The following is a 20,933-nucleotide window of genomic DNA, read 5'->3' on the forward strand; positions in this document are numbered from 1 at the left end:
AGAATCTTATTTTATATATTATTTTTGCCGGGAAAATAGAAAATATTAGTACTTTTGCGTCCAAAATATTTAGAGATTATTATTAATACTCATGATACAAACGAAATTGAAAGGAATGGGGGTAGCACTGATTACTCCTTTCAAAGAAGATGAGAGCGTTGATTACGATGCATTAATGCGAATGGTAGACTACCTGCTGCAGAATAATGCAGATTTTCTGTGTGTGCTGGGTACTACGGCCGAAACTCCTACACTGACAGAAGACGAAAAAAAGAAAATCCAAAAGATGGTTATCGATCGTGTCAACGGAAGAATACCCATTCTTCTGGGAGTGGGTGGAAACAACACCCGTGCCATCGTCGAAACGCTGAAAAACGATGATTTCACCGGAGTCGATGCGATCTTATCAGTAGTTCCTTATTACAATAAACCATCACAAGAAGGTATTTATCAACACTACAAGGCTATTGCCGAAGCCACCGAATTACCCATCGTATTGTATAATGTTCCGGGACGTACAGGGGTCAATATGACAGCAGAGACAACCTTGCGTATCGCCCGTGATTTCAAAAATGTAATCGCCATCAAAGAAGCATCCGGAAACATTTCGCAAATGGACGACATCATCAAAAACAAACCCGCTAATTTTGACGTTATTTCGGGCGATGATGGTATTACCTTCCCATTGATCACTTTGGGTGCCGTTGGTGTCATATCGGTCATAGGAAACGCATTTCCACGCGAATTTAGTCGCATGACCCGTTTGGCTCTTCAAGGAGATTTTGCAAATGCCCTCACTATTCATCATAAATTTACCGAATTATTTAATCTGTTGTTTGTGGATGGCAATCCGGCAGGAGTAAAATCAATGCTGAATGCAATGGGAATGATTGAAAACAAATTGCGGTTACCACTTGTCCCCACAAGAATCACGACTTTTGAAGCAATTCGTAAAGTGCTGAATGAATTAAATATCAAATGCTAAGCTTAAAAAAACTGCCGCATCAATAGCCTTGATTGATTCGGCAGTTTTTTCATGATTCTTCTACTTTTCCATTCAAACAAACTTGCTTTTCTATCAACTTCCGCATCTCTCCGGCATCATCGATATAGTTTTCACGAACGATATAAAATCCTTTTTTACCATCAGACTTAACATAGTCTATCCTAAATCCTTTTCTTACAGTGGATACATTAGTGACAGCACTCCATGGAATCGTATTCGAATGCCATCCAATTCCCCCTTGTTTTATTGTCAGCGAAGTATCAGAAAGCCTGTATTGTATCTGATTCCAATAATAAAGCGGAAGCATCCACACCAATGTCAAAACGGCTCCATAATTCCCATCCTTATAAACAAGAAAAACTCCTATTCCTAAAAGAAGAGCATACAGCAGCCAAAGTACATACCTGATTCTTACAGAGGTTTTGAAAACTATTTCCATTAATACAGATTTTAGTTACAAGAAGAAATAATTCAAATAAAGTTCAAAAATAACACAAAAGGCGAGAAAAACAAAAATCCCCCACAATAAATTGCAGAGGACTTTGTGATCGCGACAGGATTCAAACCTGTAACCGGCTGATCCGTAGTCAGCTACTCTATTCAGTTGAGCTACGCGACCTTTTAAAATTATAAGTTGTGACCGCGACAGGATTCAAACCTGTAACCGGCTGATCCGTAGTCAGCTACTCTATTCAGTTGAGCTACGCGGCCATTCTGTCAAACCTTGAAGTGATCGCGACAGGATTCAAACCTGTAACCGGCTGATCCGTAGTCAGCTACTCTATTCAGTTGAGCTACGCGACCTTCTTTTTTGTTTAACGGGTGCAAAGATACGTACTTTTTTGAAAGTAACAAGCGTTTAACCCTCTTTTTTTCTTGAAAATTATTCAAAGAAGCGATAATTGAAGAGCTGCCAACCAAGCGTTAATCCCACATTCCACTCTCTTTTCGGTGAACTATAATGATTTACATAAGCAGAAATCGCCCCGAACGGCAACTGACAAACAACCGATACTTCTCCCAAATATTCAAAACGTGAAAAAGCTTTTCCGTAATATGCCTTATTAATAGAATTCCTTTCAATTGGAAAAATAGGCATAAAGCCATAAAATTCCCCACGTACATGAAACATTTGATTAAAACGGTAAATGGGCCGTACACCGACTCCCACAAACTGATTGGCACGAAATGCTTCGTTGTACATCAGTTGTCCGTGTGCCGTAGGTGCAAATTCCCCAGCCTGCATCATAGTGGCCGTGTAGTTTTCCGAAAAGTTCCTCGAAGAATACAGTGCTTTCAAATACCACCCAAGTGTCCAATGCTCGGCCATTCTATGATACTTCTCTTTCATATACGACAATTGTAGCCAAGAATGCCGTTCCTCACTCGCCTTCTTATTATCTGAACTTTCTCCCGGATAAAAACACTCTTTCCCGGTAAATATCTGGGCAACCAACTCTTCATGAGCTCCTTGAGTGGGAAATTGCCGCGAATTCAACGTACTTCCATTAAAACTGATTGAACCACCGAATAGACTATAAGTGCTTTTATCGTATTTATCCTTATCAAAATCAATCACGTTTTTCTGAAAATAACGATCTTGTATTTTTGCTGCACCTACACCGAATTCCGCCCTCTTATTTGAAAGAAAAGGCAATCCTACTTTTAATTTCACAAAACGTTCATCTTTCTGATTAAACGCCGGTTTATCATTTCGAGAAAACAGTTTCTCTTTCTTAAAATAATCGAATGTACTGATAGAAGCTATTAAACGATAAGAGGTCGGAATACTGGTAGCAAAGTCTATCTTCCCCATCAACTGCACATTATTATAAATTTTACCAAGTTGCCCGTCAAAAGTGAACTCTTTTGCATTATAATTCAAGTTCTGATAGCTAAGCCCCAGATAAATCTGATTAGAACTCGTGGTAGAAACGTTGCCACCGATACGGACGGAAATATTATCCTCCAATTTAACCTTCAAATGAAGATCATACGTATCATCCTCCGGATTAAAAACCGCATGAGGAATGATCTCGGAAATCATATTTCCCGAAAGTAATCGAAAATAACCACGTTTCACATCTTCGTAAGTAAATTCCTTATCATCCGAAGCATGAAATTCTTTCTTAATATAGGCCTGTTGCTGGGCATTAGCTCCTTCAATCAGTATATTCTTAAACCGGAGTTCCGGGTAATTACTTTTGTATACGAGCCTTCTCAAACGTATATTATCCAAATTTACCCTTCGATGGATACGGCTTTTGATAGAATCCATCATACTCATCGTACGGTTGTACCCAATATCATGTAGCTCATTAATTCTCTGAAAGTCCATCAGATTGACATCATCGTACTTAAAAGTCATCACAATGCCTTCCGAATCCGGAATGGAATAATCGGTTTTCTGCATGACCATATTCTCGATCTGACTCATCAGATCGTTTTCTTTGGGTTTTGTAGGATTGGTGGCAACTACACTACCGATGATAATATCCGGATGAAAATCATCACGCATCACATCCGTCGGAAAATTATTATAAATCCCACCGTCATACGCTAATACACTATCTATCTCAATAGGCTTAAACATAAATGGAAAACTCATGGAAGCACGAACCGCATCACCCAAATCGCCTCTCTTCATTACAAGCTGTTTCTTGTTGTACACATCGGAAGCCACACAACGAAACGGAATAAACAGTTTATCAAAATCCCCTCCGCAAGCAGCTGTAGCCCGGGCGTACAGATCAATGAAGACAAGATTCATCTGCACAGGATCTACCACGCTTGACGGCAAAAACTGCGGCTTAATCTTCAATGAATCACGAAAAGAAAGGCGGATATTTAGAAATTCCGGGGTTGGCAAGTTTTTTTTGAAATAATACATATATTCCTCTTCTACCTCTCCGGAATACCAACGCTTAAAATCTTCTGACTTCAACAAAGCCTCCATATCGTCCGGTGAGTACCCCATAGCATACAACGACCCGACAATAGCTCCCATAGAAGTACCTGTTATATAATCGATAGGAATGTTATTCTCTTCAAGAGCGCGAATTATGCCAATGTGCGTCAGCCCTTTAGCTCCACCGCCACTCAGCACAAGCCCCACTTTCTGGGCCTGTACCCACATGGGCAACAACAGCAAAAAAGTAATAAGCACTAAAGCTTTTCTCATAATCTCGAATGAAACTATTATTTGTTTTATTATTTATCCTTCAAATATATGCAATAGTTTCGAATTAATCGGCATTCCCTAAAAGATTTAGAATAAAAAAGAGCATTGCCACGCTTTTCAGCGCGCAATGCTCTTCTGGATTTATTTACGAATTATAAAGGGGCGAATCAAATAAGCTCTATGCTTCTTTTCACGAAATTGTTCAAAGCTTCACCTTTCAACATGTTATTTTGCAACAAAGCCAAATCTATCAACTGACGCACTACCTTATTTTTACTTGCATATCCGGCAAAAACAGCTTCTTTTTTGATCTTCAGTTCATCCAATTTCTTATTCACATCTTTCAGCTCGTCTTTTTCAGAAGTAGGGATATCTTCTTCTTTTTTACCTTCTTGCTTCTTTTGCAACGCATCACGCTGCTTGGTAGCATCATCAATAGACAACTGTAAAGGTACAATGTCAGCAGCACAAGCTATTTCTTCTTCACTCAATACCTGTTTAATCAGTTTATGGTCTGAATTCAATACCAGATTAAACATATCAGGCATTTCGCCATAGAAACTCATACCGGCCTGTATATTAGCCATCTCTTTCATACGACGCATATACTCGCTTTGAGTGATCATCACAGGAGCGGAATTTTCGCCCAAAGCCTGCGTCATTACATTAAATTCAGTCTTATCCACTTTAGGTAGCTGGCTCTTGAACACGGCTGACAGGGCTTCCTGTTTATTAGCTTCCAATGCGTCACCCTTCTTGTCTTCTTTCACAATAAGATTGTCGACTACATCACTGTCCACACGAGTAAAACGAGATTTCTCGAATTTCTGTTCAAGCATGCTCACCATAGCGACATCCAATTGACCATCCATAAGCAATACATTGTATCCCTTATTTTTAGCAGCTTCGATATAGCTAAACTGTTCGTCTTTATTGTTAGCGTACAAATAAATCAAATTTCCATCTTTATCTGTCTGATTATCTTTAATCAGCATCTGATACTCTTCATAGGTATAATGCTTACCATCCGTATCGGTGAAAAGGGCAAATTTTGACGCTTTTTCATAGAAATCCTCCTGCGTCAACATTCCATAATTGATAAATATTTTCAAATCATTCCACTTTTCCTCAAACTGAGGACGATCGTTCTTAAAGATGGATTGCAAACGATCGGAGACCTTCTTGGTGATATAAGTGGAAATCTTCTTCACATTTGAATCACTCTGCAGATAAGAACGCGAAACATTCAACGGGATATCCGGAGAATCAATTACGCCATGCAGAAGCGTTAAGAAATCAGGTACAATTCCCTCTACAGAATCAGTCACATACACCTGATTGCTATAAAGCTGAATCTTATTTCTATTCAATTCAATATTACTTTTCACTTTCGGGAAATAAAGAATACCCGTCAAATGGAATGGATAATCTACATTCAGATGAATCCAGAACAAAGGTTCGTCCGACATCGGATATAGCTCTCTATAGAATTTCGTGTAATCTTCATCCGAAAGTTCACTCGGTTTACGAGTCCACAATGGAGTGGTATCGTTAATGATATTATCTTCAGAAGTTTCCACCTGCTTACCGTCTTTCCATTCTTTCTTTTTACCGAATGCAATAGGAACCGGGAGGAATTTACAATATTTCTTCAATAATTCAGATATTCTGGATTCCTCCAAGAATTCTTTGGCGTCATCGTCGATATAAAGAATAATATCCGTACCGCGATCGGCTTTATCCACATCTTCCAAAGTGAATTCCGGACTACCGTCACAAGTCCATTTCACAGCTTGTGAACCCTCCTTATATGACTTGGTGACAATCTCTACCTTGTTGGCAACCATGAAAGCAGAATAGAAACCAAGTCCGAAATGCCCAATAATCGCATTTGCGTCGTTCTTATACTTTTCCAAGAAATCATTAGCACCGGAAAAAGCTATCTGATTGATATATTTATCAATTTCCTCAGCAGTCAAACCGATACCCCGGTCGGAGATAGTAATGGTATCTTTACCAAGAGAGACATGAATGGTAAGATCGCCCAATTCCCCTTTAAATTCGCTGATAGAAGCCAATGTATTCAGTTTCTGGGTAGCATCGACAGCGTTAGAAACCAATTCACGAAGAAAAATCTCATGATCGCTATACAAGAACTTTTTAATGATAGGGAAAATGTTCTCTGTTGTAACCCCAATATTACCTTTTTGCATAATAACGTATATTTTTTAATTTATCGGATTAATATATTGTACAATGATGTTTCATGAAACATAAGGACAAAAAAAATGCCAGATCCGAGAATCTGACATTTTGACGCATTATAAAGAATTTTATTCTGAAGTTTTCGCTTCATTCTTCATTTCAAGTTCACCTTTCTCCTTATTCAGAGACACTCTTATCATATCTCCGTCGGTTAGTTTGGAAGATATGATAAGTTCTGACAATCCGTCTTCCAGATATGTCTGTATGGCACGCTTTAAAGGACGAGCTCCATACTGTACATCATATCCTTTGGTTGCAATAAATTGTTTAGCTTCATCTTCAATAACCAACTTATAACCAATAGATTCGATTCTATCGTACAAACCTTTCAACTCGATATCAATAATGTGCGTTATGGCCTCCAAAGAAAGCTGATCGAAAGTGATAATCTCATCCACACGATTCAGAAATTCAGGAGCAAAAGACTTGTTTAAAGCTTTCTGTATCACACTACGAGAAAACTCCTTGTCATCCAATCGATTTTGAGTAGCAAAACCAACTCCACGACCAAAGTCTTTCAATTGACGCGTACCGATATTCGAAGTCATGATGATAACCGTATTTTTAAAGTCGACCATTCTGCCATAACTGTCAGTTAAGCGTCCCTCATCCATCACTTGAAGCAAAAGGTTAAACACATCAGGATGTGCTTTCTCTATCTCATCGAGTAGGATAATGGAGTATGGTTTGCGACGTACTTTTTCCGTCAATTGCCCGCCTTCCTCATATCCTACATACCCCGGAGGTGCTCCGACAAGACGGGAAACGGTAAACTTCTCCATATATTCACTCATATCGATACGAATCAATGCATCCGAAGAACCAAACATGTATTTTGCCAGTTCTTTAGCCAAATGAGTTTTACCGACACCCGTAGGACCTAAAAACATAAAGGTTCCAATAGGTTTATTAGGATCTTTCAGTCCCACGCGGCTACGCAATATAGCTTTCACTAACTTTTCGATAGCAGTATCCTGAGCAATCACTTTAGACTGAAGAGATTCTTTCATTCCGGCCAACTTAATGCCTTCCGCCTGTGCCATGCGCTGTACAGGAATACCGGACATCATAGAAACGACATTTGCAATTTCTTCGGCATCAACCGTTTGCCTATTGTCTTTCAATTGTTCTTCCCATGCTTGCTTCATACGGTCAAGCTCGACAGTAAGTTCCTTTTCCTTATCACGGAAACTGGCAGCAAGTTCAAAATTCTGCGATTTCACCGCCTCATTCTTCTTGCTCTTCGCTTCTTCAATCAGTTTCTCTTGCTCCTCAATTTCTTTCGGAACACTTATATTAGTAAGATGTACGCGTGAACCGGCTTCATCAAGAGCATCGATAGCTTTATCCGGAAAATTACGATCTGTGATATAGCGGTCTGTCAAGTTGACACACGCCTCCAATGCTTCATCCGTATAATTCACGTTATGATGATCTTCGTATTTACTCTTGATATTCCGAAGAATCTGAAGTGTTTCCTCGGCTGTCGTAGGCTCTACCATAACTTTCTGAAAACGACGCTCCAACGCACCGTCTTTCTCTATATTCTTACGATATTCATCAAGAGTAGTGGCACCTATACACTGAATCTCACCACGGGCAAGAGCCGGTTTCAGCATATTGGCAGCATCCATGGAACCCGCTGCAGAACCGGCCCCCACAATGGTATGTATTTCATCAATGAACAGAATTACATTCGGATTCTTCTGCAATTCATTGAGAATAGAACGAATACGCTCTTCAAACTGTCCACGATATTTAGTGCCGGCAACAACCGATGTCATATCCAATGCTACCACACGCTTATCAAACAAGATACGTGACACTTTCTTCTGTATGATACGAAGTGCCAGACCTTCTACTATGGCTGATTTACCGACACCCGGTTCACCAATCAATATTGGATTATTCTTTTTACGCCGGCTCAAAATCTGCGCCAAACGTTCAATTTCCCGTTCACGTCCTACAACCGGGTCTAAACGGCCTTCTTCTGCCGCTTTTGTCATGTCCGTACCAAAATTATCAAGCACAGGAGTATCATTGGCAGGCTTTCTGGATGCAGTCTGTGCCTGTTGCTGACGTTCTTCCGAACCACGAGTATCCCCCGAACGGGATGCCCCCATTTCTTCATCATCGTCGTCATCCTCGGTAAATCCCATACCGGCATTAATATCCGGTTGTAACGATAATTGTTCAAACACTTTTTTATAATCTACCTGGTTAGCTTCAAGCACAGAAGCAGCCACATTATTACGATCTTTCAAGATAGCCAGCAAAACGTGCTCCGTATCAGCTACATTACTCTTCATCAAACGAGCTTCGAGAATACACATTTTAAGTATCTTTGCCGCTCCGTTAGACAATGGCACTTCCGCATCGGGCAACAGAAAATCATCTGCATCCGCTTTCAGTATTGTTTCAATCTGCTTTTTTATGTCGGTCAGATTTGTTTTGAGTTTGGACAATATCTCGATAGCTTTCCCTTCACCGTCACGAAGCATTCCCAATAGCAGATGTTCAGGACCTATATACCTGCTTCTCAAACGGTTCGCTTCTTCTTTACTAAAGACGATAATGTCGGAAACTCTTTGTGAGAATTGATTATTCATACTTTATTCCTTCCTTCTTAAGGTGTTAATCACTCGCAAATATACGCATAACACACGATTTTATACACAATATTTGCTTTATTTATTATAATAACAAATGCCGTGCCAAAAAAGATGCATCCTTATATACCTTATTTATATATTGTAGATGTATAATCTTCAAGAGCCGGATAGAACAATTCATTTTATCATCTCTATTAATTAATAAAACATAGAATAAAAACATCCCCATGTTTTGCTCAACAACATCCCCATGTTTTATCCAACAACATCCCCATGTTTTGTACAACAACATCCGGATGTTTTCAATCACAGAATAAGATTTGAGAAATCTAAAGTATTGATATAATAAACATTAGATATATATTTAGTGAACTATTAAGAAGATAAATCTGTTTGTATGACAAAACAATAATCCTACATATCTCTAAGCTTGAGCAAGATATAAGGATCGCCAAAAAGTTTATGCTGGAAAACTTTTGTATATCACGAAAAAGTAGTACTTTAGCGTGGTTTTTCATAAGCCATAAATGTATAATTAATAATCTTTTTAAATGCTTGAACAAGACAGAATTATAAAGATTAACATCGAGGAGGAAATGAAGTCATCTTACATTGACTACTCCATGTCGGTCATTGTTTCGCGTGCCCTTCCGGATGTTAGAGATGGATTTAAGCCCGTTCACCGTAGAATACTTTACGGTATGATGGAATTGGGTAATACGTCAGATAAACCTTATAAGAAATCCGCCAGAATCGTGGGTGAAGTACTCGGTAAGTATCATCCACACGGAGATTCTTCCGTATATTTGGCCATGGTACGTATGGCACAAGAGTGGGCAATGCGTTATCCGTTAGTAGATGGTCAGGGAAACTTCGGTTCCGTTGACGGTGACAGCCCTGCTGCCATGCGTTATACAGAAGCACGACTGAACAAGTTGGGAGAAGCCATGATGGAAGACCTTTACAAGGAAACTGTCGACTTTGATCGAAATTTCGATAACACATTGGATGAACCGACTGTAATGCCGACACGTATCCCAAATCTTCTCATTAACGGTGCTTCCGGTATTGCTGTAGGTATGGCTACAAACATGCCTCCACACAACCTGTCTGAGATTATCGATGCCTGCGATGCTTACATTGATAATCCGGAAATCACGGTAGAAGAACTCATGAACTACGTTAAAGCACCCGACTTCCCGACAGGCGGATATATATATGGCATAAGCGGCGTTCGTGAAGCCTATCTGACAGGACGTGGTCGCGTTATAATGCGTGCTAAAGCCGAAATCGAAACAGGACAAACACATGATAAAATCGTTGTTACCGAAATTCCATACAATGTAAATAAAGCCGAGCTGATAAAATACATCGCTGATCTTGTAAACGATAAGAAGATAGAAGGCATCTCGAACGCAAATGACGAATCTGACCGTGACGGTATGCGTATCGTTATCGATATCAAACGAGATGCCAATGCCAGTGTAGTATTAAATAAACTCTATAAGATGACAGCATTGCAAACATCTTTTGGAGTTAACAACGTAGCATTGGTACACGGACGTCCTAAGACTTTGAATTTAAGAGATTTAATTAAATACTTCGTAGAGCATAGACGTGATGTTGTCATCCGTCGTACACAGTTCGATTTGCGTAAGGCAAAAGAACGTGCCCATATTCTTGAAGGCCTGATCATTGCTTCAGATAACATCGATGAAGTAATCCGTATCATTCGTGCTGCAAAAACTCCGAATGATGCCATTGCCGGGTTAATGAGCCGCTTCGAACTAACGGAAATACAGGCACGTGCTATCGTAGAAATGCGTTTACGCCAACTTACCGGACTGATGCAAGATCAGTTACATGCCGAATATGAAGAGATTATGAATCAAATTGCATATTTGGAAAGTATTCTTGCTGATGATGAAGTATGTCGCAAAGTTATTAAGGATGAACTGATTGAAGTAAAAGCTAAATACGGTGACGGACGTCGTTCAGAAATTGTCTACTCATCCGAAGAGTTCAATCCGGAAGATTTCTATGCCGATGATGAAATGATTATCACCATTTCTCATATGGGATATATAAAACGTACCCCGCTTACTGAATTCCGTGCTCAAAATCGTGGTGGAGTAGGTTCAAAAGGTACGGAAACCCGTGACGAAGACTTCATCGAGCATATTTATCCGGCAACAATGCACAATACAATGATGTTCTTTACTCAAAAAGGTAAATGTTACTGGCTAAAAGTATATGAAATCCCCGAAGGAACGAAGAACTCAAAAGGACGCGCCATCCAAAATCTGCTGAATATCGATTCTGACGATGCCGTAAATGCATACCTGCGTGTAAAGAGCTTGAGCGATCAAGAATATATTAACAGTCATTATGTACTGTTCTGTACAAAGAATGGCGTGATTAAAAAAACACTGCTCGAACAATACTCTCGTCCTCGTCAGAATGGTGTAAATGCCATCACGATCCGTGAAGACGACCGTGTAATCGAAGTCCGTATGACAAACGGTAATAATGAAATTATCATAGCCAACCGCAACGGACGTGCTATTCGCTTCCACGAAGCAGCAGTTCGCGTTATGGGACGTACAGCAACCGGTGTTCGTGGTATTACGCTTGATAATGACGGACAAGACGAAGTAGTAGGTATGATTTGTATCAAAGACCTTGAGACAGAGTCAGTGATGGTAGTTTCAGAACAAGGATATGGTAAACGTTCCGAAATAGAAGACTACCGCAAAACAAATCGTGGTGGTAAGGGTGTGAAAACGATGAATATTACCGAAAAAACAGGTAAATTGGTAACTATCAAGTCCGTAACAGATGAGAATGATTTGATGATTATAAATAAGTCCGGTATCACCATCCGTCTAAAAGTTGCCGACGTACGCATTATGGGGCGTGCAACCCAGGGAGTTCGTCTGATAAATCTGGAAAAGCGTAATGACCAAATCGGATCGGTATGTAAAGTTACCACAGAAAGTCTTGAGGATGAAGTTCCTACTGAGGAGGTAGAAGGACAAATAGCAGTTGATCCTGCGGATATCCCAGATACAGAGATACCCGACACTCCCGATAATACAGAAAATGATGAAAATAAAGAATAGACGTAATATTAATAATTAATCAAACAACAATCATGAAAAGAGTATTATTTTCAATGGTTCTACTAATGGCTGTGAGTTTTGTATTCGCGCAACAAAAGAGCGTAAAAGAAGCCAAAAGCATAGCTAACGAAGTAAAACCGGATTTTAAGAAAGCCGAAGAGCTGATTAATGGAGCATTGACTAATCCTGAAACTAAGGACGATGCAGCTACATGGGATGTAGCAGGCTTAATCCAAAAGAGAATCAATGAAAAGGAGATGGAAAATGCCTATTTAAGAAAACCTTATGATACATTAAAAGCATACAACAGTATCCTGAAAATGTATGAGTACTTTTTGAAATGTGACGAATTGGCTGAAATCCCCAATGAAAAAGGTAAGGTTAAAAACAAATACAGAAAAGCAAACGCCGCTTCTATGATGGTAGAACGTCCGAATCTGATCAATGGCGGTATCCAGTACTTTAACCTTAACAAAAGTGGAGAAGCTTTGAAATTCTTCGGAACTTACGTAGAATCAGCATCTTATCCTATGTTGGAAAAAGAAAATCTGGCAGTTACAGATACTTTATTACCACAGATTGCTTATTATGCTACATTGGCGGCTAATGGGGTAGAGGATAGAGACGCTATCTTGAAATATGCTCCAATTGCTATTAAGGACAAAGACAATGGTTCAGTTGCCATGCAGTTATGGGCAGACGCTTTGAAAGCCAAAGGTGATACAGCAAAATGGGTAGAATCTTTGAAAGAAGGTATCTTAAAATTCCCCGAAAACCAATATTTCTTCGCAAATCTTGTTGACTATTACAGTAGTTCAAATCAGCCTGAAAAAGCAATGCAATTTGCTGATGACATGTTGACTAAAGACCCTAACAACAAGCTATATCTGTATGTAAAAGCATACTTGTATCACAATATGAAAGAATATGATCAAGCTATTGACTTCTATAAAAAGACAATTGAAGTAGATCCTCAATATGCAGAAGCTTATTCTAATTTAGGTTTGGTGCTTTTAATGAAAGCTCAGGATTTTGCTGACCAGTCTACTACTGATGTAAACGATCCTAAGTACGCAGAGGCACAAGCTACTATCAAGAAATTCTATGAAGAAGCTAAACCTTATTATGAAAAAGCAAGAGACTTAAAACCCGATCAAAAAGATTTATGGGCACCGGGGCTTTATAGAGTTTACTACAACTTAAACATGGGAACGGAATTTGATGAAATTGAAAAAATAATGAATGACAAATAACAGTTTCAAAAAGATTTCTTCAAAATAAAAAGAAAGGCCGATGCAACTGATTTTGCATTGGCCTTTTTTGGTCATCTTCATTCAAAATTACTCATAACTTTCTATAACAGGAGTATTTGATAAAGTATCAATCTACATAAATTATAAAGGCAACTTATTTGAAAAGAATAAGTTGCCTTTATATATTAAACATAATTACGATTATTCCATAATTATAGATGAGCTATTTTTATTCTTCCGATCATCCGTTAATAACAAGTAATGGTGTATCAGAATGAAAAATCATCTTTCGAGCAATACTTGGATTAAACAAACGAGCAAATATATTCCGTTTGTAAGAAGTCAATGTAATGATATCGATTTTGTTCGTTTTGATATATTCATCAAAACTTTTAAGAAAATCGTCATTCTTCACCACATCATAATGGATTTCAAGTTCCGGATATTGTTTTTGAAAATATTCTTTAATACCGGCAAGTTTTATTTCATTCCAAGTATCTTTGACTTCTTTTGCATCAGCTAAGTAGATCAAAGAAACAACGAAATTAAAAGGTTTCCAAGCGCTTATAAAGGAATCAAAGGCAATTAAATCTCTTTGATCAAAATTGGTTATAAAAGCAACTTCTTTTACAGCACCGAACTCTTTAAACGGTGTATTTTCCGGAATAGCCAATACAGCTGTACGACTACGTTCTATTACTTCGGCAGTAACACTACCAATCAAATCAATATCTTTTTGACTCTTACCACGAGTACCCATTATAATGATACGTGGACGTTGTTCTTTAGAATATCTCAGAATTTCCTCCTCAGGTATTCCTTCGCGTAATACACAAGTATATTTTACATCAGGAAATTCACCAGACGCTATTTTCTCCTTTATTTTATCTGCCAAAGCATTCAAATCCGAATGTACTTTCTGCAAAATAGTTTTTACCGTTTCTTCATCACTGATCTGATAGTTAAACACATCGCCATAAGGCAATGACGACGCATATATAGGCGTAAAATAGACATGTAATAACAATACTTCAGCTCCATATGCTTTAGCGAAATTAAAACCGAATTCACAAGCCTTTATCGAATAATTAGAAAAATCCACAGGAATCAGAATCTTTCTACTATCGTTATCATCTTCCACTTTAGGAGTCTTCTCTCCTACTATACTTTCAGCAAGCCATACAGAACTCTCGGTTATCTTAAGCGCCCGTGGTAAATCACTTTCCTTAATGCGTAATCTTACCCCGGATGAAACGACAGGCTGAATTTGATTCACATTATGGATATAAGTCTCTATGCCCTCGTTTTCAAGAACATTCTTCAATATCTGAGCTTTTGTGTAAGTCAGAATGGCCAAAGTTACTAATTTGTCTTCCATAAAATTTCATTGTATATGTGAATTTAACAAATAAGAAATCCCAATTGTTTTTAATTCAATTGGGATTCTACAAGTATATATCATTTCATCATGCCTGTACAGATTCGGTAGCCTCTTCCTTTTGCATACTCATATTCAATTCATCAAGAATGCGAAGAGCCCGGTCAAGTACGGTAGTATCATCAATCATCACTAAGCCACCGTCCGGACCGGGCTCTAAATGTATTCCGACACTCTTACCCTCTTTAAAATTATGTCCTCCGAAAAAGTTTCGCACTGTATCGACGTGCAAACCAAGTTCATCAGCTATTCTATGCATGCTACCGCTGGGCAATGAATCTTTAATCTTACGAAGTTCATTGAATGTTATTGTCCTCATGTCACATAAATTTAATGGTTAATAATAGTGTGAATCAGTATCACGCTATAAACTTAAGGAAAAAAAAAGATAAAACAAACTATTTACTTGTTTTTTTTCTTAATTTAGAAAAATGGGGGCATTTAGCGACTGATAAATAAAAAAATCCCCGCACAAGATATCTATGCGAGGATTTTTATCAATATAACAAAATCAATATTTTCAAATAATTTCAATAGCAGAAGCTGGTACCCAACCTACTTTTCCATCTTCCAGACGTATCTCCTTCCAATCTTTCATTGAACCGTCTTTTACACCCACTTTATGACCTTCGTGAAGTATAAACAAACTTGTTCCACTTTCGCTTGGAGTACTACGTACTGTTACACTGGGATTTATCACAATGGCACTATTACGATTCGTCAACTCATCTTTCTGCTGATTTGCAAACACATTTGCCAGTATTGTTACAGCCAGAAAAACAATGCCACTTATAAAACCTGCTTTCTTTAGCACAATTTGCTTAGAGAAGATAAAAAGATAAAGAGATACAATCAATAATATGAAACAAACAACTCCACAAACAGCCCAAGAATCAACGCTCATACTATTAATCAATGATTTAGTCCAAGATACAAAAAATATTTCCGGAACCGGCTCCACTTTATCAACCGTCTTTGAACGGGCAATCTCTAAATTCGCGCGAATATCACCATTACCCGGCTGAAGCAACAGCGCACGTTCGTAATTCAATATAGCTTTAGCAATATCACCAGCCTTATAATAACTATTTCCAAGATTATAATATATATCAGCTGCCTCCCCCCGATTCAACAATGCTTCATAAATCTGAATAGCAGAAGCATAATCGTTCTTCATATATGCACTGTCTCCTTCGGCCTTTGTGGCATCTTCTAAACTGGAAGAAATCTGCTGTAAACTGTTACCGATAGAATCTCCTACTATGGCCTGCAAACTATCTTTCACAGCCTGCCCTTGTCCGAAAGAGACAATCGATATCCATACCCCAAATGCAAAAAACAATATTTTTTTCATGATGTTAATCTCTTCTAATTTAATGTTTTATTGAATTTTCCATTTTACTCATCACCGCCAAAGAGGAGGTGTAAACTTTGTCCATAGCCTGATTTTCATCTCCAGGAGCAAAACGTGCGAACTCGCATTCATTCAAAGCATCCAGGAATTCCTTAATCAATTCGTCGCTCACCCCATAGTTTCTTAGCTTCTCTTCCACATTATCTTTAGACAAACGTGATACCGGAATATTCAGTTTATCGCTGATATATCCCCACAAAGCTTTCAATACCTCGTCATAGAACGCATCCTTTTTATTCTCCGCAAGCAATTTACCTGCCAACTTCATGCGTTTTGTAGCAACTTTATTAGCTTTCTTCGTGCGCATCTTAGCCACATTGGCATTTTCTGCAGCCTGTTTACGATAAACAATAAACAATACGATGAAAATTATAGCAGGAATTATATAAAACAGCCAATATACAAATGAACCATAAAAGAAACTGCCCTTAGGTTGCAATGTTACATCTTTCAACTTTATATAACGAATATCCTCACCTAAAACTTTCAGATCTTCTTTATTTGTAAAGTTTGCAATCACTTGGTCTGCATTACCTGCTCCTTTTTCCACTTTTATTTCATAATCCTCCGTTCTCAATGTTTTATAAGATTTTGATTTAATATCAAAATAAGAGAACGTCACGGCAGGAATTTTATAATCACCAGCATGACGGGGAATTGCCAAATATTCAATTACACGGTTACCTGATAATCCATTAGGTGTTAAACGAACCTGACTATCTACTTTAGGAGCATATACCTCAAAATCTTCCGGGAACTTAACTTCCGGATTAGAAAGTAATTTAAGATTTCCTATCCCCGAAATAACAAGTTTCAAGGTTATTGCGTCATTAGTTTTTACTTCCTTACTCTTGATAGAAGAAGTTATATTAAACTCTCCTACACCACCGGAAAAGTCGGCAGGTTTCCCTGAAGGAAGTGCATTTACATTAATTGTTATAGCAGGTGTAGTAAGTGTCTTCTTTACCTCTACTACATTACTTCCTCCATTAAAAAATGCATCGAAAGGATCTGCACTCCTAACAGCTTTTGCTATTGAAGCGTCAAAACGTGCTGGCTCAATAACCAATTTTCCAGACTGTTGAGGAAATAACACAAACTGACGATATACAGTAGTATAATAGTTTCTTCCCTTATAATGTTCCTGAGACCATTTAGCATTGGCAGGACGTTCTATCTCTTGAGAATGAAATCCTTTAAAATCCGGCAACTTAACATTATCAAATCCCAATTGTGATTCACGCGTATAGATCTTATAAGTCAGTAACAAAGCCTCTTGCTCATAAACTGTAGTTTTACTGGCCGTTGCCGTAACAAAAAGATCCTGATTGGATACACTTGTTGAAGAAGATGCCGATCTACCCGAAGCAGCATTTCCTTGAGTTGCCCCTGCAGCACCCGTGTTTTGATCAGGCGGAAGCACTTTTATTTTTACCGAATTGGAAACCATCTGATCTCCATCTGCTGTAATCGTAGCACCGGGAATCGAATAATCTCCTTCTGTTGTTGCCATCAAAATGTAAGTAAAAGTTATCCCACTTTCTGAAGACATTGCACCATTGATGATCTGAGTATTACTGAATGTACTCCGGGTAGGGCCCATCAGTACATCAAACCCTTTGATAGAGGGTGCACGAAAATCTCTCACTTTCTGTGTTGTCACTGTATAGGTCAGCCTAAACTGGTCTCCTACCACCACTACATCAGGTGCAGATGCGGCAAACGACATTTTGCTATCGGCAAACACATTAGTGCTCACTGTTACCAATGTTATCAATAAGAAAATCAGTTTTCTCATTTCCTTTGAAGTTTTTATTATCTTATTCTATTATTACCAATCTTTCTCGAGACGCCCTCCCTGAATTACCTGTTGTTGCTTCTTAACCTTATCCTGGGTCTCTTTCTCATCCTGCATCACCGAATTAAGTAACTGCTCAGCATTCTCCTTCGACATCTCATTCTCTTTCTTTTCCGGCTTCGGAGGTTGCTGTTGTTGCTGATCATCTTGCTTTTGATCATTATTCTGTTTATTCTGGTCTTGCTTTTGATCTTGCTTATTTTCCTGATTATCTTTGTTCTGATCCTGATTTTGATCTTGGTTTTGCTGATTTTGTTGTTGATCTTTCAACAATTTCTGTGCCAAAGCAAGATTGTAACGCGTCTCATCATCTTTCGGATTATTCCGCAATGACATTTTATAGGCTTCTACCGCCTGTCCGTAATCTTTTCCAGCTTGAAACAAAACTCCCATATTATGATAAATATGCGCCAGCTTCATCTTATCTTTTTCAATTTTACCAGCAGCTACGTATTGTTCCATAGCTTCTTTAAACTTCTGTTGTTGAGACAACGTATTTCCTAAATTATACATAGAGACAGTAGATTTAGGATTTGCCTCCAATGCCTTCCGGTAATTCACCTCAGCATCTACAAAAACACTATCATTAAAGAAACGGTTTCCCTTACGGATATAATCTCTCTCTGCCTTTTGTGCAAATGCACCAGCCGCCAATAACGCAAACACGGCAAACAGAATATATTTACTTCTTGACATAAGCATAATTACTTCTTATTAGAGAACAAATGAATGTTCTTAAACAACGGATTCTTACGTTCCAATATCAACATTTCGGCTAACAATAAAAGCAATATAATCCATGCAACAGCCTGAAACTGCTCATTGAATTGAGTATACACTTTTGATTCGACATCAGATTTCGCCATTTTATTGATCTCTTGGTTTATAGCTTTCTGCGCAGAATTCGAATTGTCAACACGTACATAAATACCTTTACCGTCTTTAGCTATCTCCTGACACATAGCCTCATTGAGACGAGTAACAACTACATTTCCATCTCGATCACGGCGATAATCATTTGTACCTTCAACAGGAATCGGAGCACCGTCTGGAAGTCCTACTCCCAAAACACTAACTTGAATCCCCTTTTCTGCTGCCGCCTTCGCTGCTTCTACTGCCCCTCCTTCATGGTTTTCACCATCAGTAATGACAACAATAGCACGCCCTACTCCCTCTTGAGGAGTAAAACTACGGGCAGCCAAATTTATAGCAGCGCCAATGGCCGTTCCTTGCTTAGATATCAAAGAAGGATTAATTGACTCTAAAAACATCTTGGCAGAAATATAATCGCTTGTAATAGGAAGCTGTGTAAAAGCATCACCAGCAAAAACTATCATTCCCACCTTATCATTCTCCATTTCATCTACCAATCTGGATATTAATCGCTTAGCCTTCTCTAAACGACTCGGTTGAACATCTTGTGCCAACATAGAGTTTGATATATCGAGTGCAATGATTACTTCAACCCCTTTACGTTTCACCGTTTCCAGCTTGGAACCAAACTGAGGACGTGCCAATAACACTGCAAACAGCCCAACTGCAACAAAAACTAACCAAAATTTTACATCCGGACGATATTTAGAGACGTCAGGCATAAGTTGTGCCATTAACATCGGATCACCAAACCGGCGAATCGCTTTCCGCTTCCTATAATTAGAATACAAGTAAAAAGCAGCTAACAACGGTAATAGCAGCAACAGATATAAATATGTAGGCTCTTCAAATCGAAACATCTCTTTTTATTTACTATTTTACGATTTACAATTTATGCTCGAAATCACATTATATTATGGAATCTTCTTAAGTATTGAGTTGCGCAGCAATACCTCGAGTAATATACACAGAAAAGCTGCTAATGCAAACCAACGATATTCTTCCTGACGCTTACTGTATTCTTTGACACTCAATTTGGTTTTCTCCAGTTTATCAATTTCTTCATAAACCTCTTTCAATTTAGAGTTGCTGGTAGCACGGAAATAATTTCCATTTGTAGTTCCCGCAATTTGAGTCAATGTCTTCTCATCTATTTCCACCGGCATATTTACATATTGCACTGTATTTCCTATCGGATATGGATAAGGGGCCATACCATTCGTACCAACACCGATCGTATAGACACGAATACCAAAACTCTTAGCGATCTCAGCAGCAGTCAAAGGAGAAATATCCCCTTTATTATTCGTACCATCAGTCAACAAAATGATGACCTTAGATTTAGCTTTACTATCTTTCAAACGTGTCACAGCATTAGCAATACCCATACCAATCGCTGTCCCATCCGTTACAATTCCACACTTAATACTTTGAAACAAATTCAGCAATACAGCATGATCTACTGTTAAAGGACATTGTGTGAAACTTTCACCGGCAAATAATGTCAAACCAATATTATCATTCGGACGACCATTTATAAACTCGGCAGCTACATCTTTAGCAGCTTCCAACCGATTCGGTTTTAGGTCCTCTGCCAGCATACTGGTAGATACGTCAATAGCAAGCATAATATCGATCCCCTCAATCTCGCTGTTCTGCCAGTTATCTGTTGTTTGAGGTCTGGCAAGTACCAGAATGATCAATATTAACGCTATGATACGAAGTACGAACGGTGCATGAAGCAAATAGTTTTTATAACTTTTGGGTGTATGCGCATATACTCGGGCATCCGAAATCTGAAGCGTCGCCTGACTCTTTTTCCACTTTAGAATATACCATACGATATAAGGTATAAGCAACAGTAGCAAAAATAAATATTCAATATTGGCAAAAACCATTCTATTTACGATT

At 38.5% G+C, this 20,933-nt stretch carries 14 protein-coding genes and 3 tRNA genes; 3 read left to right on the plus strand and 14 right to left on the minus strand.

The features are described 5' to 3' along the window. The first annotated feature begins 91 nt into the window (after positions 1 to 91). Positions 92 to 985, plus strand: coding sequence for a 4-hydroxy-tetrahydrodipicolinate synthase (dapA, locus tag RB604_RS15900; protein ID WP_007481118.1), 894 nt, complete (start codon positions 92 to 94; stop codon positions 983 to 985). Between the two features lie 49 nt (positions 986 to 1,034). On the opposite strand, the gene RB604_RS15905 is transcribed toward dapA, so the two are convergent. The 7 genes from RB604_RS15905 to RB604_RS15935 all read right to left on the minus strand — a co-directional run bounded on the left by RB604_RS15905 (position 1,035) and on the right by RB604_RS15935 (position 9,061). Further along, entirely contained in the window at positions 1,035 to 1,445 is a 411-nt protein-coding gene (locus tag RB604_RS15905) for a PH domain-containing protein (RefSeq protein ID WP_005931687.1), read from the minus strand. Positions 1,446 to 1,551: 106 nt separating this feature from the next. Then, a tRNA-Arg gene (locus tag RB604_RS15910) sits at positions 1,552 to 1,625 on the minus strand. Between the two features lie 18 nt (positions 1,626 to 1,643). Continuing rightward, positions 1,644 to 1,717, minus strand: a tRNA-Arg gene (locus RB604_RS15915). Positions 1,718 to 1,736: 19 nt separating this feature from the next. Continuing rightward, positions 1,737 to 1,810: transfer RNA gene (locus RB604_RS15920), tRNA-Arg, on the minus strand. A 79-nt stretch (positions 1,811 to 1,889) separates the two neighbouring features. Beyond that, on the minus strand, positions 1,890 to 4,187 hold the full coding sequence (locus RB604_RS15925) for a patatin-like phospholipase family protein (protein WP_007481121.1): 2,298 nt from the start codon (positions 4,185 to 4,187) through the stop codon (positions 1,890 to 1,892). A gap of 167 nt (positions 4,188 to 4,354) precedes the next feature. Beyond that, the gene (htpG, locus tag RB604_RS15930; protein ID WP_005931682.1) at positions 4,355 to 6,400 is read right to left on the minus strand and encodes a molecular chaperone HtpG; all 2,046 of its coding nucleotides are present in this window, start codon (positions 6,398 to 6,400) and stop codon (positions 4,355 to 4,357) included. Between the two features lie 120 nt (positions 6,401 to 6,520). Beyond that, the gene (locus RB604_RS15935) at positions 6,521 to 9,061 is read right to left on the minus strand and encodes an ATP-dependent Clp protease ATP-binding subunit (RefSeq protein WP_005931680.1); all 2,541 of its coding nucleotides are present in this window, start codon (positions 9,059 to 9,061) and stop codon (positions 6,521 to 6,523) included. A gap of 554 nt (positions 9,062 to 9,615) precedes the next feature. Here RB604_RS15935 and gyrA point away from each other — a divergent pair. Further along, entirely contained in the window at positions 9,616 to 12,186 is a 2,571-nt protein-coding gene (gene gyrA / locus RB604_RS15940) for a DNA gyrase subunit A (RefSeq protein WP_005931677.1), read from the plus strand. Between the two features lie 32 nt (positions 12,187 to 12,218). Further along, complete coding sequence (locus RB604_RS15945; protein WP_005931673.1) at positions 12,219 to 13,439, plus strand: tetratricopeptide repeat protein; 1,221 nt, start codon at positions 12,219 to 12,221, stop codon at positions 13,437 to 13,439. A gap of 241 nt (positions 13,440 to 13,680) precedes the next feature. Here the strand turns inward: RB604_RS15945 and RB604_RS15950 are convergent, their stop codons facing one another. The 7 genes from RB604_RS15950 to RB604_RS15980 all read right to left on the minus strand — a co-directional run bounded on the left by RB604_RS15950 (position 13,681) and on the right by RB604_RS15980 (position 20,920). Beyond that, positions 13,681 to 14,817 (minus strand): universal stress protein, encoded by a 1,137-nt coding sequence (locus RB604_RS15950; RefSeq protein WP_005931671.1) that lies wholly within the window; start codon positions 14,815 to 14,817, stop codon positions 13,681 to 13,683. A gap of 88 nt (positions 14,818 to 14,905) precedes the next feature. After that, positions 14,906 to 15,196, minus strand: a complete 291-nt coding sequence (locus RB604_RS15955) for a hypothetical protein (protein ID WP_005931668.1) — start codon at positions 15,194 to 15,196, stop codon at positions 14,906 to 14,908. A 201-nt stretch (positions 15,197 to 15,397) separates the two neighbouring features. Further along, positions 15,398 to 16,231 carry a tetratricopeptide repeat protein gene (locus RB604_RS15960; protein ID WP_005931663.1) on the minus strand — a complete coding sequence of 278 codons (834 nt, stop codon included), beginning with the start codon at positions 16,229 to 16,231 and terminating at the stop codon, positions 15,398 to 15,400. A 19-nt stretch (positions 16,232 to 16,250) separates the two neighbouring features. Then, entirely contained in the window at positions 16,251 to 18,089 is a 1,839-nt protein-coding gene (locus tag RB604_RS15965) for a BatD family protein (RefSeq protein WP_007481123.1), read from the minus strand. Between the two features lie 33 nt (positions 18,090 to 18,122). Next, on the minus strand, positions 18,123 to 18,845 hold the full coding sequence (locus RB604_RS15970) for a tetratricopeptide repeat protein (protein WP_172680676.1): 723 nt from the start codon (positions 18,843 to 18,845) through the stop codon (positions 18,123 to 18,125). Between the two features lie 8 nt (positions 18,846 to 18,853). Further along, positions 18,854 to 19,882, minus strand: a complete 1,029-nt coding sequence (locus tag RB604_RS15975) for a VWA domain-containing protein (protein ID WP_005931652.1) — start codon at positions 19,880 to 19,882, stop codon at positions 18,854 to 18,856. Between the two features lie 54 nt (positions 19,883 to 19,936). Next, a complete protein-coding gene (locus RB604_RS15980) occupies positions 19,937 to 20,920 on the minus strand; it encodes a vWA domain-containing protein (protein ID WP_007481125.1) in 984 nt (327 codons plus the stop codon). Positions 20,921 to 20,933: the final 13 nt, after the last annotated feature.

The sequence above is a fragment of the Bacteroides salyersiae genome (genome assembly GCF_031172035.1).
Lineage (GTDB): Bacteria > Bacteroidota > Bacteroidia > Bacteroidales > Bacteroidaceae > Bacteroides > Bacteroides salyersiae.

What these genes read in the sequence shown, in the direction of transcription:
- dapA (WP_007481118.1), top strand. Translation starts at nt 92, where the DNA reads ATGATACAAACGAAATTGAAAGGAATGGGGGTAGCACTGATTACTCCT.
- RB604_RS15905 (WP_005931687.1), bottom strand. Translation starts at nt 1,445, where the DNA reads ATGGAAATAGTTTTCAAAACCTCTGTAAGAATCAGGTATGTACTTTGG.
- RB604_RS15925 (WP_007481121.1), bottom strand. Translation starts at nt 4,187, where the DNA reads ATGAGAAAAGCTTTAGTGCTTATTACTTTTTTGCTGTTGTTGCCCATG.
- htpG (WP_005931682.1), bottom strand. Translation starts at nt 6,400, where the DNA reads ATGCAAAAAGGTAATATTGGGGTTACAACAGAGAACATTTTCCCTATC.
- RB604_RS15935 (WP_005931680.1), bottom strand. Translation starts at nt 9,061, where the DNA reads ATGAATAATCAATTCTCACAAAGAGTTTCCGACATTATCGTCTTTAGT.
- gyrA (WP_005931677.1), top strand. Translation starts at nt 9,616, where the DNA reads ATGCTTGAACAAGACAGAATTATAAAGATTAACATCGAGGAGGAAATG.
- RB604_RS15945 (WP_005931673.1), top strand. Translation starts at nt 12,219, where the DNA reads ATGAAAAGAGTATTATTTTCAATGGTTCTACTAATGGCTGTGAGTTTT.
- RB604_RS15950 (WP_005931671.1), bottom strand. Translation starts at nt 14,817, where the DNA reads ATGGAAGACAAATTAGTAACTTTGGCCATTCTGACTTACACAAAAGCT.
- RB604_RS15955 (WP_005931668.1), bottom strand. Translation starts at nt 15,196, where the DNA reads ATGAGGACAATAACATTCAATGAACTTCGTAAGATTAAAGATTCATTG.
- RB604_RS15960 (WP_005931663.1), bottom strand. Translation starts at nt 16,231, where the DNA reads ATGAAAAAAATATTGTTTTTTGCATTTGGGGTATGGATATCGATTGTC.
- RB604_RS15965 (WP_007481123.1), bottom strand. Translation starts at nt 18,089, where the DNA reads ATGAGAAAACTGATTTTCTTATTGATAACATTGGTAACAGTGAGCACT.
- RB604_RS15970 (WP_172680676.1), bottom strand. Translation starts at nt 18,845, where the DNA reads ATGTCAAGAAGTAAATATATTCTGTTTGCCGTGTTTGCGTTATTGGCG.
- RB604_RS15975 (WP_005931652.1), bottom strand. Translation starts at nt 19,882, where the DNA reads ATGTTTCGATTTGAAGAGCCTACATATTTATATCTGTTGCTGCTATTA.
- RB604_RS15980 (WP_007481125.1), bottom strand. Translation starts at nt 20,920, where the DNA reads ATGGTTTTTGCCAATATTGAATATTTATTTTTGCTACTGTTGCTTATA.